This is a genomic window from Nocardia spongicola (genome assembly GCF_047200775.1).
Lineage (GTDB): Bacteria > Actinomycetota > Actinomycetes > Mycobacteriales > Mycobacteriaceae > Nocardia.
Window position 1 is genome coordinate 579797 of sequence record NZ_JBJZOO010000001.1, and the last position, 15181, is coordinate 594977.

15 protein-coding genes are annotated in these 15181 nt (G+C 65.3%); 7 read left to right on the plus strand and 8 right to left on the minus strand.

Features of this window, described 5'->3' with window-relative positions; genetic code table 11:
* Positions 1 to 39 precede the first annotated feature (39 nt).
* On the minus strand, positions 40 to 735 hold the full coding sequence (locus ACL02S_RS02500) for a TetR/AcrR family transcriptional regulator (protein ID WP_412800599.1): 696 nt from the start codon (positions 733 to 735) through the stop codon (positions 40 to 42).
* A gap of 121 nt (positions 736 to 856) precedes the next feature.
* Between ACL02S_RS02500 and ACL02S_RS02505 the strand changes: the two genes are divergently transcribed.
* Complete coding sequence (locus ACL02S_RS02505) at positions 857 to 1732, plus strand: TauD/TfdA dioxygenase family protein (RefSeq protein ID WP_412800600.1); 876 nt, start codon at positions 857 to 859, stop codon at positions 1730 to 1732.
* A 114-nt stretch (positions 1733 to 1846) separates the two neighbouring features.
* Here ACL02S_RS02505 and ACL02S_RS02510 read toward each other — a convergent pair whose 3' ends face one another.
* Positions 1847 to 2782 (minus strand): NADP-dependent oxidoreductase, encoded by a 936-nt coding sequence (locus tag ACL02S_RS02510; RefSeq protein ID WP_412800601.1) that lies wholly within the window; start codon positions 2780 to 2782, stop codon positions 1847 to 1849.
* Between the two features lie 158 nt (positions 2783 to 2940).
* On the opposite strand from ACL02S_RS02510, the gene ACL02S_RS02515 reads away from it, so the two are divergent.
* A complete protein-coding gene (locus ACL02S_RS02515; protein WP_412800602.1) occupies positions 2941 to 3543 on the plus strand; it encodes a TetR/AcrR family transcriptional regulator in 603 nt (200 codons plus the stop codon).
* 48 nt (positions 3544 to 3591) lie between these two features.
* On the opposite strand, the gene ACL02S_RS02520 is transcribed toward ACL02S_RS02515, so the two are convergent.
* Positions 3592 to 5958 (minus strand): beta-ketoacyl synthase N-terminal-like domain-containing protein, encoded by a 2367-nt coding sequence (locus ACL02S_RS02520; RefSeq protein WP_412800603.1) that lies wholly within the window; start codon positions 5956 to 5958, stop codon positions 3592 to 3594.
* A gap of 143 nt (positions 5959 to 6101) precedes the next feature.
* Between ACL02S_RS02520 and ACL02S_RS02525 the strand changes: the two genes are divergently transcribed.
* The 3 genes from ACL02S_RS02525 (at position 6102) to ACL02S_RS02535 (ending at position 8616) form a co-directional block, all read left to right on the plus strand.
* A complete protein-coding gene (locus ACL02S_RS02525; RefSeq protein ID WP_412800604.1) occupies positions 6102 to 6572 on the plus strand; it encodes a GtrA family protein in 471 nt (156 codons plus the stop codon).
* 126 nt (positions 6573 to 6698) lie between these two features.
* Entirely contained in the window at positions 6699 to 8060 is a 1362-nt protein-coding gene (locus tag ACL02S_RS02530; protein ID WP_412800605.1) for a M20/M25/M40 family metallo-hydrolase, read from the plus strand.
* 22 nt (positions 8061 to 8082) lie between these two features.
* On the plus strand, positions 8083 to 8616 hold the full coding sequence (locus ACL02S_RS02535; RefSeq protein WP_412800606.1) for a YbhB/YbcL family Raf kinase inhibitor-like protein: 534 nt from the start codon (positions 8083 to 8085) through the stop codon (positions 8614 to 8616).
* A gap of 115 nt (positions 8617 to 8731) precedes the next feature.
* Here ACL02S_RS02535 and ACL02S_RS02540 read toward each other — a convergent pair whose 3' ends face one another.
* Positions 8732 to 10564 carry an AMP-dependent synthetase/ligase gene (locus ACL02S_RS02540; RefSeq protein WP_412800607.1) on the minus strand — a complete coding sequence of 611 codons (1833 nt, stop codon included), beginning with the start codon at positions 10562 to 10564 and terminating at the stop codon, positions 8732 to 8734.
* 380 nt (positions 10565 to 10944) lie between these two features.
* Complete coding sequence (locus tag ACL02S_RS02545) at positions 10945 to 11187, minus strand: hypothetical protein (protein WP_412800608.1); 243 nt, start codon at positions 11185 to 11187, stop codon at positions 10945 to 10947.
* Positions 11188 to 11805: 618 nt separating this feature from the next.
* On the opposite strand from ACL02S_RS02545, the gene ACL02S_RS02550 reads away from it, so the two are divergent.
* Positions 11806 to 12186, plus strand: coding sequence for a hypothetical protein (locus ACL02S_RS02550; protein ID WP_412800609.1), 381 nt, complete (start codon positions 11806 to 11808; stop codon positions 12184 to 12186).
* A gap of 51 nt (positions 12187 to 12237) precedes the next feature.
* Here the strand turns inward: ACL02S_RS02550 and ACL02S_RS02555 are convergent, their stop codons facing one another.
* The 3 genes from ACL02S_RS02555 to ACL02S_RS02565 are packed head-to-tail and all read right to left on the minus strand — an operon-like array spanning position 12238 to position 14631.
* A complete protein-coding gene (locus tag ACL02S_RS02555) occupies positions 12238 to 13314 on the minus strand; it encodes a quinone-dependent dihydroorotate dehydrogenase (RefSeq protein WP_412800610.1) in 1077 nt (358 codons plus the stop codon).
* A 4-nt stretch (positions 13315 to 13318) separates the two neighbouring features.
* Positions 13319 to 13618, minus strand: a complete 300-nt coding sequence (locus tag ACL02S_RS02560; protein ID WP_412800611.1) for a DUF5703 family protein — start codon at positions 13616 to 13618, stop codon at positions 13319 to 13321.
* Entirely contained in the window at positions 13618 to 14631 is a 1014-nt protein-coding gene (locus ACL02S_RS02565) for a YncE family protein (protein ID WP_412800612.1), read from the minus strand. Before ACL02S_RS02565 ends, ACL02S_RS02560 begins: the two co-directional genes overlap by 1 nt.
* Positions 14632 to 14861: 230 nt before the next feature.
* Here ACL02S_RS02565 and ACL02S_RS02570 point away from each other — a divergent pair, with 230 nt between their 5' ends.
* Entirely contained in the window at positions 14862 to 15179 is a 318-nt protein-coding gene (locus ACL02S_RS02570) for a hypothetical protein (protein WP_412800613.1), read from the plus strand.
* Positions 15180 to 15181: the final 2 nt, after the last annotated feature.

The window sequence follows — 15181 nt, forward strand, 5'->3', positions numbered from 1 at the left end:
TGGCTTGGCGGTGGAACAGGGTATGCGCGCCCGCTGACGTCACTGATCAATCGAGCCCCGTGCGGTGGGCTCGGCGTCGGGATCACTGTGCTGCCCCGCATCGTGACCTGCACTATCGAGGATGCCGGTGATCGCGGTTTCGATCGCCTGTCTGATACGCCCGTAGGGTACATCGTCGACAGTGGCGGCCGAACGGATGAACGGTCCGAACATCTGCCATCCGAGGACAAGGGCGACCACGCTGGCCGCGGCCAAGCGAGCGTCGGTGTCATCGTCGATTCTGGCGCGGGTCACCTCGATCAATTCGCTCACGCCGGGGAATTGCCGTTGCAACCGGCCGACCGGGTACCCATCCAGCAATGCCCGGGCCAATACCTGTCGATGTTTGCTGTTGATCGCCCGGACGGACGCTTCTTCCTCCGGATATCCGGGTGGCAGCACCCCGGCGAGCATGCCTTCGATATTCGGGCCATCGGTTCCCGCGGCCGCCGTATCCGCGTGGCGGGCGGCGACGGCCTGTGCGGCGAGATCGTCCAGCACCGCGCCGACAAGTTGTTCCTTACTGCCGAAATGGCGAAAGATCAGCGCTTGGTTGATACCTGCCCGTGCGGCGATTTCGCGAGTCGACGTTGCCGCCGGGCCACGCTCGGCGAACAAATCCGCAGCGTGTTCGAGCATCGCGGCAACCACCTGCGCGCGCCCGGTCGGTTTATCGGGTTTATCTGCCGTGGCCATCCTCTTCCCAACTCTCAGCTCTCTCTCACCTACGACTGTAATCGACTGATTACACTCGATCCAAAGCCCGTAAGCAACTGATTACAGTGGCGCGGGGATTCGATTCGGAAAGGTTCGACCCATGAGTGTGATGACCGTTCACAAGCTGGGCTTGCATATCGGGGCGCGCGTCGACGGCGTACTCCTCGGCGGCGAGCTGGACTCGCGAATGATCGAGAAGATCAACCAGGCGTTGCTGGAGCACAAGGTGCTCTTTTTCCGTGACCAGCACCACCTCGACGACACCGGGCACCATGCCTTCGCCGAACTGCTCGGCACCCCAGTTGCCCATCACGTCAGCGATGGCGACCCGATCACCTCGATCGACTCCGCGGAAACCAAAGCCACACGGTGGCACACCGATATGACATTCATGCCGAACTTCCCCAAGGCATCGATCCTGCGTGCGGTCATCCTGCCCGACTACGGCGGCACTACATTGTGGTCTTCCGCTGCCGCCGCCTACACCGCGCTACCCGAACCGCTGAAAAGGCTGGCCGAATCGCTACGAGCAGTGCACAGCAACCGGTTCGACTACGCCGATAAGCTCCGGTTCGCCGGGCGGATGTCCGAGGAGAAGGCCGCACGGTTCACCGCGCCCGATATCCGCACCGTGCACCCGGTGGTACGGGTGCACCCGGAATCCGGCGAACGGGTACTGCTACTCGGAAATTTCGCACAGCAGCTCGTCGGCTTCGACGCCAGGGAATCCCAAGTGCTCATGCACCTGCTCCAGGAGCGGATCACCCTGCCCGAGCACACGATTCGCTGGAACTGGGAAGCCGGCGACGTAGCCATCTGGGACAACCGGGCCACTCAGCATCGCGCCGTCGACGACTACGGCAACAGCCGCCGCATCATGCACCGGGTCACCCTGACCGGGGACATCCCGTTCGATATCGACGGACACCCCAGCGAATCACTCAGTGGCGCAGAGGTCTACGCCGCCGCGAACTGAGCGGGTGATCCACGGCGGCTTCACCCGAAATATCGTCGACAACACAGCCAACACCGCCTCGATACCAGAGCGCCCCGAGAACACGGCCGGGCAGCGAGGCGCCCGCCGCTCCGGTCAGTTCGACATCGTCAGAACGATCTTGCCGACGGTGCGACCCGACTCGACCAGCTCATGCGCCTTGGCGGCCTCCTCCAGCGGGAATGTCTGCTGGATATGTGGCCGAAGCGCACCGTCGGCAGCGAGTGCGGCGAGCCGCTCCAGTCCGGCATAGTCCGGCTCGACGGTGACTCCCGCGAAGCGGCGTCCGGCCGCCGTTACGCGGTGTGCGAGGTCGAGGTCCGTGCGCTCGACGATCGTGATGAACCGGCCGCCGGGCTTAAGAGTGGCGATCGCGGCGTCACCATAGCCGCCGACCGTGTCCAGAACGACATCGAGGTCCCGGAGGTGTCCGGTGCAGTCGGTAGTGTGATAGTCGATCACCTCGTCCGCGCCGAGACTCTTCACGAAGTCGTGCTTGGCGGCGCCGGCGGTGGTGATGACATGGGCGCCTGCGGCTTTGGCGATTTGGATGGCGAAGTGGCCGACCCCACCCGCACCTGCGTGGATCAGAACCCTGTCGCCTTCTGTGATGTGTGCGGTATCGATGAGGCTCTGCCGAGCGGTCAGGCCTGCGAGCGGGATGGACGCTGCTTCGACGTGGCTGAGATTCGCGGGTTTCCTGGCGAGTTGTCGCGAGGGAACGGCGACGTATTCGGCGAAGGCGCTGCCCGCTCTGGGGAAGAACGGCATACCGAAGACCTCGTCTCCGATATCGAAGCGGGTCACGCCGGGGACGACTTCTTCAACGACCCCCGAGATGTCCCAGCCGAGGATGAACGGCGGTTCGCCGAGGAGCGGGAGGGCTCCGGAGCGGACATAGGTGTCCACGCGGTTGATCGAGGCGGCGTGGACCCGGACGAGCACCTCGGAGGGAAGCGGGGCGGGTTTGGCGACGTCGGCGACTTCGAGGACATCCGGGGCGCCGAAAGCATGCTGGGTGATCGCGCGCATAGTGCTCAGTTCTCCTTGGCGGTGGGGTCTGGGGAAGTTCGTGATGAGGGCTGCCACCGTTCGGGGTGCTCGGCAGGCGGCAGGTCTCCGATAATTTTGTAGTGATTGCTACAAAAGGAACGTACCACATTTCCTAGTGACCGCTATAGAATTCCTTTATGGCTGCACCACCGTCCCGGGGCCGTCCCCGCGCCTTCGACCGCGATGCGGCACTCGATGCGGCGCTCGACCTGTTCTGGCGCTATGGATATGAGGCGACGTCGATCTCGATGCTGACCACAGCGATAGGCATCAACCCATCGAGCCTCTACACGGCGTTCGGCGATAAACGCACGCTGTTCAGTGAGGCGGTCGCGCGCTACGCGGAAACGTGGGGCCAGTACGGAACCCGCCCACTGGCAGAAGAGTCAACGGCATACGCGGCGGTGGAAAGGATGCTGCGAGAAGTCGCAGAGGGCTACACCAGCTCGGTTCACCCGCCTGGGTGTCTGGTGATCAGCGCCGCGGTCAACGTCAGCGAGGCCGATACGGCAGTGAAGGAGGAACTGCGCGGCTTCCGGGAGCAGGCGAAAGCTCGTATCACAGCGAAGATCGCCGAGGATGTGACGGCCGGACTACTCCCGGCGGAAACAGACGCCACCGCACTGGGGCGGTTCTACGCGGCAGTGATCCAAGGGATGGATACGCAAGCCGCCGACGGGGCTACTCGCGCGGAGCTGGACAGTATCGCGAGTATCGCCTTGAGGGCGTGGCCGCGCTGACAGAGGCGTGAACGAGTGACCGAATTCCTTTCTCTTCCTGCCGAACTGCTAGGGGCCGAGTAGTTCTCGCCCCAGGGCCAGTAGCTCGGCGGTCGAGAGCACTTCCTCGCCCGAGTCCGGCTCTCGCATCGCCGCCGGTGGATCCACAGGCAGCGAGGTCGACCCGGGTGCTGAATCCGTCGAAAGCAGACGTGTCTCCAGTTCGGTGACCAGGAGCTCGACTGTGGGGCAGCCCCAGATGATCGCCGCGGGCACTGCGATACCGAGCCGGGTGGTCAGCCGGGCGCTGAGTTCCACCGCGTGCACCGATCCGACGCCGAACCGGTCGAAGTTGCGCCGAGTATCGATCTCGGCGGATGCGATGCCGATGACTTCGGCCAACTCCGCGGTCACAAGCGCCGCCAGTGTCGCGCTGCCGGATACGGCGCCCGCAGTACGCGGCGACCCCGGATCACCTGTCGCGATGGCTGATCCACCTGACAGTGCTTGGGGTACCGCAGGATCGGGGGCGGTGATATCGGGTTCCGAGACAGCGAGCCGCGGTGCCACCCAATGCCGTTTCCGCTGGAATGGATAGGTGGGCAGCGCGATAGGGTGTCCCGGTGGATTCACCTCGGCCCAATCGGGTTCGACACCACGCCGGAACAGTACGGCCGCTGCTCGCATCAGGTCATGCTTGGCCACCGTGCCCGGCCGCAGGGCCGCGGACAGTACTCGCCGGAGTATCTCTTCCTCCGCGCAGTCGGTGCTGTTCGTTTCCTCGGCAGCAGTCCGCGCCCGTGCTTCGAGGTAGCCCCCCTCGGGATGGTCACCTTCGGAATGGTCGTCTTCCAGATAATCATCGAGGAATTCGACGACCCGGCCCACCTCGTCGGCCACTATCGCGATCCGTTGCGGCAGGGGTGTTCTCGTGGCCAGGGTATGCGCCAGATCACCGAGATCGATACCGGGATCACGCACGAGGTGGTCACGTACTCTGCGGGCGTGCGCCCGTAACGCGGCCTGGGTGTGTGCGGACAGCACCACCAACCGCTCGGAGACCGCGGAGCAGATCGCTGGGGACGGCGCTGGGGTTGCTTCGGCTATCACGTGGGCGTTGGAACCACCGAAACCGAACGCACTCACTCCGGCCCGCGGCGGCCGGTCGGACCTGGGCCACGGCAGGGCGCTGTCTGCGATACGCAATCCCGCCGATGCCACGTCGAGATCCGCTGGAGCGGAGTCGAAGTGCAGGCTGCGTGGAATGCGGTCATGTGATAAGGCGAGCGCCACCTTCAGCAGGCCCGCCATACCGGATGCCGCTTCGGTGTGCCCGATATTGGTTTTGATCGAGCCGATCATCAATGGTGTGGCAGGGGAGCGGCCCGCGCCGTAGACCTCGGCCAGCGCGGACAGCTCGGCGCGGTCACCGACCGCGGTGCCGGTGCCGTGGGCCTCCACGTAGTCGATCGTCGCCGGGTCGACACCTGCTCGTGCGCACGCGCGGCGCAGCAACTGGCCCTGACCGGTCGCACTGCTGGCGGGCATGGCGTGGTGTCTGCCGTTGTTGTTGGTGGCGCTGCCGAGCAATGTGCAGTAGATACGGTCGCCGTCGCGCTGCGCCTGTGTCAGCGGTTTGAGTACGACCACCGCACCGCCTTCGCCACGGACGTATCCGTCGGCGGAAGCGTCGAAGGCGCGGGAGCGGCCGTGTGGGGACAGTACGCCCAGTGCGGACAGGCCGATCGTGGTCTCCGGAATCAGGTTGAGCTGCACGCCACCGGCGATCGCCAGCGCGCTCTCCCCGGCGCGCAGCGCCTGGCAGGCCAGGTGCACCGCGACCAGTGAGCCCGCGCAGGAGGCGTTCACCGTCATACTGGGCCCGTCGAAACCCAAGGTGTAGGACACCCGGTTGGCGATGACCCCCTCGACGTCGCCGGTGCTGGTGAACGGGGTGATGGCGGTGGCGCCGCAGGCCAGTTTGACGGCCCGGTAGTCGTTGAACTTGTTGGCGAAGTACACCCCGGTCTCCTGGACCCGATCGGGCCGGATACCCGCGTCTTCGAACGCCTCCCAGGCCAGTTCCAGCGCCAGGCGCTGCTGCGGATCCATATCGGCGGCCTCGCGGGGGGTGATTCCGAAGAATTCGGCGTCGAATCCGGCGACATCCGTCAGATAGCCACCGGCGATCGACACCGTCCTGCCCGCGGTGGCGCGGTCGGAAGCACGATAGTGTCCATCGCCCCGGCGCCAGGGTGGCGGCGCGTCGGTGATCGCATCGTTCTCCTCGATCAGCAAGCGCCACAATGCTTCCGGAGAATCTATGTCCCCGGCGAAGCGGCAGCTCATACCGACAACGGCGATCGGCTCCGCGGCAGGCGGTGTACTGTCTCTTGCCGGTGGTCGGGCACGGGTGCGTCGCTCGGATTTCTTCACGCTGCCTGCTCACTGCCCGCGATCCACCTGCCGCGCACCGAGGGAATACGCGGTCCGGAGAATCCGCCGATCTTGTTGTGGGGTCGGAGTACGTGCCGGAAACTTTACCTGTGCTGTTTTCCGAACGCCCCATTTCCGCAAAGGTGAGATCCGCGCTGGGGGGCGAGGCACGGCGGCGTGAACTGACCCGTTTCGCCATGGTGGGTATCGCCGCGTTCACCCTGGACACCACGGTGTTCCTGACCCTGAAGAGCACCGTGCTCGAATCGTATCCGATCACCGCCAAGGTCCTCGCGGTGCTCGCGGCGATCACACTGTCGTACGCGCTCAACAAACAGTGGTCGTTCCACAGACGCGGCGGACGACGTGGGCATCACGAGGCCGCGCTTTTCTATCTGGTCAGTTTCCTGGCGGTGGCGATCAATACCGCACCATTGTGGGTCTCGCGCTATGTCCTACATCTGGAAGTACCCGAGGTCTCACGACTCACCCAGGACGTGGCCGATTTCGTGGCCGCCCAGCTGATCGGCACCGCGCTGGGCATGGTGTTCCGGTTCTGGGCGTTCGTCCGGGTGGTGTTCCCCGACGAGATGGACCGCACCACATCCGGATGAGCGGAAACAGCCCTGTCCTGGCTGCTGATGCCCCCGCAGGCCTATCGACGGGCCCGGTACGACGGGCCCAACGGTGTGGCCGTGCCGAGGATCCACCGAGTGACGGTGAGGTGGTAGGAAGGGAAGGTGTCTGTGACTGGTGATGAAACCGACCCGAACAGGGGATCCCTGGCGGTATCTGAAGTGGTGGAGCTGGTCAGTAGCCTGATCCGCTTCGATACCTCCAATACCGGCGACCCGGCCACTACCAAGGGGGAGTACGAGTGCGCGCAGTGGGTGATCGACCAGTTGAACCAGGCGGGGTACACCACCGAGTACGTGGAATCCGGCGCGCCCGGACGCGGCAATGTCTTCGCCAGGTTGCCCGGCGCCGACCCGCGACGCGGCGCACTGATGATCCACGGGCACCTGGATGTGGTCCCAGCCGAGGCCGCGGACTGGAGTGTGCACCCGTTCTCCGGCGCCGTACGGGACGGCTACGTGTGGGGGCGCGGTGCGGTCGATATGAAGGATATGGTCGGCATGATGCTGGCCGTAGCCCGTCAGTTCAAGATCGAGGGCACGGTCCCGCCGCGTGATCTGGTCTTCGCGTTCCTCGCCGACGAGGAGAACGGCGGCACCTGGGGTTCGCACTGGTTGGTGGACAATCGCCCGGACCTGTTCCACGGTGTCACCGAGGCGGTGGGGGAGGTCGGCGGGTTCTCGTTGACCGTGCCGCGCCCCGACGGCACCGAGCGCAGGCTCTATCTGGTGGAGACCGCCGAGAAGGACATCGGCTGGATGCGGTTGCGCGCCAAGGCGCGCGCGGGCCACGGCTCGTTCCTGCACGAGGACAATGCGGTGACCATCCTCGCCGAGGCGGTCGCACGCCTGGGCAAACACACCTTCCCGCTGGTGGTTCCGGATTCGGTGGCCGAGTTCCTCGCCGCTGTCGCCGAGGAGACCGGGATGCAGTTCGATCCGGCGACCCCGGATATCGACAGCAAACTGGCCAAACTGGGCACCATCTCGCGCATCATCGGTGCGACACTGCGCGATACCGCGAATCCGACCATGTTGCAGGCGGGGTACAAAGCCAATGTGATTCCGCAGACCGCCGAAGCGGTGGTGGACTGCCGGGTGCTTCCCGGTCGGTTGGCGGCCTTCGAACGTGAGGTGGACGCGCTGATCGGCCCGGACGTCGAGCGGGAGTGGATCACCAAGCTCGATCCCTATGAGACCACCTTCGACGGTGATCTGGTCGAGGCGATGAACAACGCCATCCTGGCCCACGATCCGCAGGGTCGTACTGTGCCCTACATGCTCTCCGGTGGGACCGACGCCAAAGCGTTCGCCCGCCTCGGTATCCGCTGCTTCGGTTTTGCGCCGCTGCAGCTTCCGCCGGAACTGGACTTCACCTCCCTGTTCCATGGTGTCGACGAACGAGTGCCGGTACAGGCCCTGGAATTCGGCACCCGGGTGCTGGAACATTTCCTACTGCACAGCTGAACCGATCCCGGAAAGGGGTTCCATGACTCACGATCCGTACGCCGCGCTGCCCCAGCTGCCGTCGTTCACGCTCACCTCCACCGATGTCACCGACGGACAGCCGCTGAACAACGATCAGGTCAGCGGGGTATTCGGCGCGGGCGGCAAGGACATCTCACCGCAGCTGTCCTGGTCGGGATTCCCGGAAGCGACCAAGAGCTTCGTGGTCACGGTGTACGACCCCGATGCCCCCACCGCATCCGGGTTCTGGCACTGGGCCGTCGCCGATATCCCGGCGGGGGTGACCTCCCTGCCCAGCGGCGCGGGCAGCGGTACGGAAGGTGGCGCCCTGCCCACCGGCGCCATCACCCTGCGCAATGACGGCGGTTTCCCGGGTTATGTCGGCGCCGCACCGCCGCCAGGCCACGGCCCGCACCGTTACTTCATCGTCGTCCACGCGGTGGATGTCGAGAGTCTCGGCATCGATGCGAACGCCACGCCCGCCTATCTCGGTTTCACCCTGTTCTCCCACGCACTGGCCCGCGCGACTCTCATCGGTACCTACGAACAGAATTGATGTCTTCCCGGTCGGGAACGACCGGGATCACTCCTGTGGCATTGCGGTGAGTTCTCCAGGTGACCCGCTGTGGCCTCGAACGGAATATTCGATGCCACAGCGGGTTCCGGTGAGATTATTCGACGTTGACAACTCGGCCGGAGGGTTCCTTGGCGTACAGCTCCTCGATATCGGCCTGGTATTTGGCCGCGATCGGAGTGCGCTTGAGCGACATCTTCGGGGTCAGTTCATCGCCACCCGGTTCCCATACGGCGCCGAGGATGATGAACCGTTTGATCTGCTCGACCCGCGACAGCCGGTTATTGCCCGCCTGCACCGCGGCGAGTATTTCCTCGACGATCCGTGGATGGGCGGCCAGCGCGGCGAGATCGTCGGCGGTGGCGTCGAGTTCCTTGGCCCGGATCGCGGCGATATCGGGATCGAGCACGATCAACGCGGCGATGTAGGGTTTGGCGTCGCCGATGGCGACCACCTGCCCGATCAGGGAGGAGGCGGCCTTCATCGCGTTCTCGATATTGCTGGGCGCGATGTTCTTGCCCGCCTCGTTGATGATCAGTTCCTTCTTGCGGTCGACGATCCGCACGTAGCCATCGGCATCGAGGGTGCCGATATCGCCGGTGTGCAGCCAGCCGTCGGAATCGATGGCCTCGGCGGTCTTATCGGGCATATTGCGGTAGCCGCCGGTGATGACCGGACCGCGGACCAGTATCTCGCCGTCGTCGCCGAGCCGCAGTTCCATACCGTCCACCGGGCGCCCGACCGAGCCGGGACGCGGCTTGTCCAATTCGGTGTAGGTGGCCACGCCGGTGGTCTCCGACATGCCCCACACTTCGCTGACGGTGAAACCGAGGCCGAGAAAGTATTCCAGGGTCTCCGGCGGGATCGGGGCGGCGCCGGAGGTAGCGACCTTCAGCTGATCCAGACCGAGTGTGTGCCGTAGTTTGGACAGCACCAGGGTTTCGGCGATCTTGTGTTGCACAGCCAGGACCGGACCACGGCTCTTACCTGCCAGCCCCGTCTGCGCGGCGGCGATGCCGGTGCTGATCGCCCAGTTGGCCAGGGCCTTCTTGACCGGGCTCGGTTCGGCGGCGAGCTTGCTCTCGATGCCTGCCTTGATCTTCTGCCACACCCGCGGCACACCGAAGAAAACGGTAGGGCGCGCATCGGGCAGAGCGGCGGCGATTTCGCGCGGGTCCGGCACGGTGGTGATCTGGATACCGGTGAGCAGGTTGATCGCGTGGCCGGAGATCCGGTCGGCCACATGCGCGGCAGGCAGATAGGACACGGCGCGATCGTCCAGCCCGACCTGCAGCGGACCGTTGACCAGCGCGATGATCTGAGCGAATACGTTGCGGTGGGTGATTTCCACGCCTTTGGACGGCCCGGTGGTGCCGGAAGTGTAGATCAGCGTGACCAGGTCGTCGGGTTCGACGGCCTGCCAGGCGGCGTCGAAATCGAAATCGATGGCGGGCTCCGCCTCGACCTGTTCGAGCGTGATGGCTCCCGTCGCGGCGCCGTCGACCATGATGATGTGGTCGATCGGCACTCCGGCCGCGGTGATCCGGTCCAGGAAAACCTGTTCCGTCACAACGACTTTGTTGCCCGCGTTGGTGAACAGGTGGGTGATCTGCTCGGGGGAGCTGGTGTTGTAGATCGAGAACGGGGTAGCGCCCAGATGTAGTGCGGCGGTATCGATCAGATTGAACTCGGGACGGTTGGTCAGCATGATGCCGACGGTGTCGCCGCGCCCGATGCCGAGGCCGGCCAAGCCCGCTGCGATGGTGCGTACTCGTTCAGCGTATTCACGCCAGGTGTACTTCTGGGTGCCGCCTACCTTGCGCAGCGCGATCTGATCCGGTCGTAGCCGCGCAGTCTCCTGAAACGCCGCGGGCACAGTGTAAACCGTTTTGCCTGATTCGTGCGCGAATCCGATATCTGTTTTCGTCATATCCCCGTTCCGTTACCTCTAGCGTGAACCGGACTCCGGCACTCACCGATGACCGATCCTAGACACGCTTGATGACAGAAAGTATCGAATACTGCCTCAATCTGTCATTAGTGATGCACACCACAAAAGCGCGATCCGTCAATGGTAGCCAGATGCGGGAATCATGGTGGCGCTACTGGGAAACCGATACACACCGATCCGTGGCGGACCACGGCGCGAGAGCTGTTACGGCGCAGAAAACCGCAGATCACACCCCGCGCAACGGAATAGGATTCTGATCCGGACACGACTCCGGCGCAATGGAACAGGATGTTCGGCACACCGTCCGCGAGTACTGTTGCCGGGGCCGGGATCCGGCCGACCAGGTAGGGGTGCTCGGGTCACCGTATCACCGAATACGGTGACCCCACCGGGAAACTCAGCTCAGTGGGCGCGCGGTGCTCGGGTGTGCCACGCAACGACGGGACCGCAGGCGCGGCGGGAAACACCCGCGCTCCAACGGCTTCGCGCAGCGGAAACCAGCACTCGGCGAGGTATGCCCGTGGTTCGCCTGATCCGGGCCGTACGCACAGCCTGGTGAAAGTATCGCGCACTGCGCGCCGTGCCCGAATCCTGCGGGACATGGCGAAGAATCTCGCTGCACTCGGCGTAATACCGGGACAGCACGCGCGCGCCGGCCGTGCCTATCGAGTGTGACCGACGGGCACACCATCGATCACCGAATTACATCGGCAGTTGCCCTCGGATAACCACAAATGCCACACTGGATACGGCGATCTTCCATCGCACCACCAGACACATCGGGAGGGCTGGTGATGAGAGTGACTCCCCGAATACGGCAGACTCGCAGGCGGCGGCACCGTTCCGCCGGATCGAGTACCGACCCGGTTCCGAAGCCGGTGGTGGACTGAACCAGCCGCCGGACATCCTCGATGTCACGCCTCGGTCGTCTTTCTCTGCGTACCGGCGGTACCGCATTGCCAGGCCGGCCATATCGCATGGGCGGCTCTGCCCGCCCCTTCCTCCGATCCTGCTTCCTCCTCCTCGGCACAACCAGCACAGGTAGCCGAGCCGCGCCGCCGAGCGGACCGGCTGTAGCCCTGTAGCCCTTGGGCACCGGCACGCAGCACCGCGCCTGCTTGCTCGACAGGCAGGCGGATATGCCACATCAGGCATGCGTGATCATCGGACTCAGCACTTCTCGAGCCCGCCTCACTCCACCTGTTGCAGCGGAGAAGATCATGACCATTCACACCACCGAATGGACGATGACCAGCGATATCACCCCCGAATCCGCCTACCGCGACAGTGCGGGCAGCGGCAGCTGCTGGCAGTTGAGCTGGCTGCCGGATCGACGACTGACTCGCACCCAGGCGCTGGCGGGTATGCGCCTGGACGAACTACTCAGCGACCCACGCATGGTGCACGACCGGACCGCCCGAGCCCGTGGGGAAACCTATGCTGATCAGCTCGGCATCCTGCGTGATCACGCGGTGATCCTCCTGGCCAAACGGATGGCGGCGCGGCTGGAACGGGAGCGACGAGCACACACCGCCCCGGCACCGCCGGGAGATCACACCGACGAAACGCCGCTTACCCACGGTTGCCCGCCGCACGGATAGGGGGTTTCCCACTATACGGCGGCCATGACATCCCACTGTCCGCGAGGCGGATCAGGTATGCGCTGCGTGCTCCGCGCCGACGGCCTCACTGATATTCCGATACCCACCGGCGCGCAACCGCTGCGCCAGTCCGCGGTGGATCGTGCGCATCCAGAACGGGCCGCCGTAGATGAAGCCTGTATAGCCCTGCAGCAAACTCGCGCCCGCGCGGATACGTTCCCATGCCTGATCGGCGGTTTCGATACCACCGACCGAGATCAGGACCACTCGATTCCCCACTCGCCGGTACAGTCTGCGCAGTACCTCGAGCGAACGATCGGCGACCGGCGGCCCCGACAGACCGCCGGCCCCGAGGGCGGCGACCTCGTCCGGATCGGTGCGCAGACCGTCGCGCCGAATGGTGGTGTTGGTGGCTACGATGCCCGCCAACCCCAGTTCGACAGCCAGATCGGCGACCGCGTCGATGTCCTCGTCGGACAGATCGGGCGCGATTTTCACCAGTACCGGAACTCGCACCTGGTCCAGTACCGCCTGTAACAGCGGGCGCAGCGACTCGACCGCCTGCAGATCACGGAGTCCGGGCGTGTTGGGGGAGCTGACATTGACCACGACGAAGTCGGCCTGTGGGCCGAGCAGGGCGGCGCTGGTGGCGTAATCCGCGGCGGCGGCATCCGGTTCGACGACTTTCGTCTTGCCGATATTGGCGCCGATCGGCACACCACCGCGGCGCTGTCGCAGCCGTTCGGTAGCGGCGGCGGCGCCGTGGTTGTTGAAGCCCATTCGGTTGATCAGGGCGCGGTCGGCGGGCAGGCGGAACAGCCGAGGCGACGGATTGCCCGGTTGTGCTCGTGCGGTCACCGTGCCGATCTCGGCGAAGCCGAACCCGAGCGGAGCCCAGGCATCGACGCCGACGGCGTCCTTGTCGAACCCGGCGGCCAAACCCAGTGGCGCGGGGAACTCGACCCCGAATACCTCGGTACGCAGGATCGGATCGTCGACGACGAGGGTCTTGCGCAGCATCCAGCGCAGCGGCGGACACCACGTGGCGAATCGCAGGACCGCGAAGACCACATGGTGGATGCGTTCCGGTGCGACCAGGAACATCAGTCGCAATAACAGGGCGTACATCGGCTCACATTCCGGGTTCGGGCTGAGGTAGCAGGGCGGATTTCCGGCGGCGCAGCAGTACCCGCCTGCTGCCGTCGGTATAGGCCCGGACGCGCGAGAGTTCCCAGCCACCGAACTCGGCTTGGATCGCCAACCGCATGGAGGCGGTCACCCTCGTGACATCCGGCGGCAGGCGCAGCGGCACGTACTCGTAATCGTCACCGGTGGTCTCCCAGCCCGCGGGCAGCGCACGCCCGCGCCCCCGGTGTGCCGCCGGATCGGTGGGTGTCGCGGAATCGTCGCCCGCGCGCGGTCTCCGAGCCATCAGTGCCCTCTCTTCCGATCGTCCGCACCGATCCGTTGCAGCCCCTCACCGACCGCGGAACCCACGAACAGATCCCCGGTGCGCTGCTCGATGGTCACCGAGTTCGGTTGCCGAACGGTGGCATAGCGACCCACTTCTTTCGGTATACCAGTCGACAGATCGAATCCGACCACCTCGTTGCGCTGGGTACACGTCACCCATACGGTGTCGGACCGCTGATCGTAGGCCAGCGCATAAGGCGACAATCCTACCGGGAACCGCTGGCGCAGGACCAGCGGTCCCGCGGTGTAGACCAGCAGTTCACCGCCCGCGGTATCGGTGATCACGAACCTGCCTTCGGTATCGCCGATCATCTCTGTGGCCCCGTCACCGGCCCGTAAGGCCAGCCCCGGTCGGTCGCTATCCGGATCGATCTCGAAGATCGCGCTCTGGTGCCGGTCGAGTACCGCGAGCTCACCCCCGGCTTCGGCGAGTTCGTCCACGGAGACCAGGCCCGATACGGTTCGGTTCACCGTGCCGTCCGCCGCGGTCTCCAGCACCCGGCCGTCGGCTGTGCCGATCAGCAGTCCACCGTCGGCACGCGAGCGCACCGAGCGCACATCACCGTCGACCGTCACCTCGCCGATCGTGCCGGAGGCGAGGTCGACCCGCAGCACCCGGCCCGGCGCGGCCACCAGCATCTCGCCGGGTCCGCCCGGTGCGAGACCGGTCGCGCGTTCGGGCAAGGTCACGGTGCGTACTACCGGTACGGCGCCATCGGGGTCGAACACGGTGAGAACGGCACCGTGCAGGGCAGCCAGCAATCCGCCGGCGGAATCCGCTTCCAGCGCGGTGATCGGCCCGCTGGGCAGTACCCGGCCGAACGGCGGTGTGACGGTTTCGGGCGCCACCGCGGCGGTGGCAGGCTCCCTGGTCGGCACGTCGGGCCCCGAGGTGGGGGAGGAGCATCCGGTCAGCAGCATCAACACTCCCGACACCGCGAATGCCGAGACGACCGAGCCGCGAGGGTGCATCCACCGAACTCCTTCTACCGACGAACTACCGGCTACCGATTACCACTGGGACTTCCGCATCTTCTGCAAACCTCACCATCTGACCATGATGACGCACCAAGCCGACCGACCGGGTGCCGATTCGAGCGGAAAGTAGGTGATCAGAGTTACGGTTTAGCCAGTACATGCTGTCCGATGTAGGGAGATCAGGGTTGGAAGCCGACCATTCGTCGGAATTTGCCATCGATGACGTGACTGTCGGTCGCTACGCGCACGGGTTCGGGACCACGGCCGGCGGCAATCCCTTCGCGTTCCGCACAGTTCGCGCGACCTTGATGCTGGAGATCTACCGTCGCGACCTCGACAGCCCTGTCCCAGGCCCGGACGACGTACTCGCGGTCGCCGAAGCGCCGGTCACCGACATCGATCTCGACGATGAACGCAGCGTCGTCGCGCTGGTACGGGATATGATCCCCACCGCCGTACCGATCAGCGCCCCCGCGGACCAGGATGTCACCACCGTGCGAGCCCTGTTGGGGCGGATCAGCTCTGCCATCGAAGGTATGTAGGA

Bases quoted from the DNA above. Each gene is read 5' to 3' on its own strand.
- ACL02S_RS02500 (WP_412800599.1), bottom strand. From the start codon at position 735: ATGGCCACGGCAGATAAACCCGATAAACCGACCGGGCGCGCGCAGGTG.
- ACL02S_RS02505 (WP_412800600.1), top strand. From the start codon at position 857: ATGAGTGTGATGACCGTTCACAAGCTGGGCTTGCATATCGGGGCGCGC.
- ACL02S_RS02510 (WP_412800601.1), bottom strand. From the start codon at position 2,782: ATGCGCGCGATCACCCAGCATGCTTTCGGCGCCCCGGATGTCCTCGAA.
- ACL02S_RS02515 (WP_412800602.1), top strand. From the start codon at position 2,941: ATGGCTGCACCACCGTCCCGGGGCCGTCCCCGCGCCTTCGACCGCGAT.
- ACL02S_RS02535 (WP_412800606.1), top strand. From the start codon at position 8,083: ATGACTCACGATCCGTACGCCGCGCTGCCCCAGCTGCCGTCGTTCACG.
- ACL02S_RS02540 (WP_412800607.1), bottom strand. From the start codon at position 10,564: ATGACGAAAACAGATATCGGATTCGCGCACGAATCAGGCAAAACGGTT.
- ACL02S_RS02545 (WP_412800608.1), bottom strand. From the start codon at position 11,187: ATGTCCCGCAGGATTCGGGCACGGCGCGCAGTGCGCGATACTTTCACC.
- ACL02S_RS02550 (WP_412800609.1), top strand. From the start codon at position 11,806: ATGACCATTCACACCACCGAATGGACGATGACCAGCGATATCACCCCC.
- ACL02S_RS02555 (WP_412800610.1), bottom strand. From the start codon at position 13,314: ATGTACGCCCTGTTATTGCGACTGATGTTCCTGGTCGCACCGGAACGC.
- ACL02S_RS02560 (WP_412800611.1), bottom strand. From the start codon at position 13,618: ATGGCTCGGAGACCGCGCGCGGGCGACGATTCCGCGACACCCACCGAT.
- ACL02S_RS02565 (WP_412800612.1), bottom strand. From the start codon at position 14,631: ATGCACCCTCGCGGCTCGGTCGTCTCGGCATTCGCGGTGTCGGGAGTG.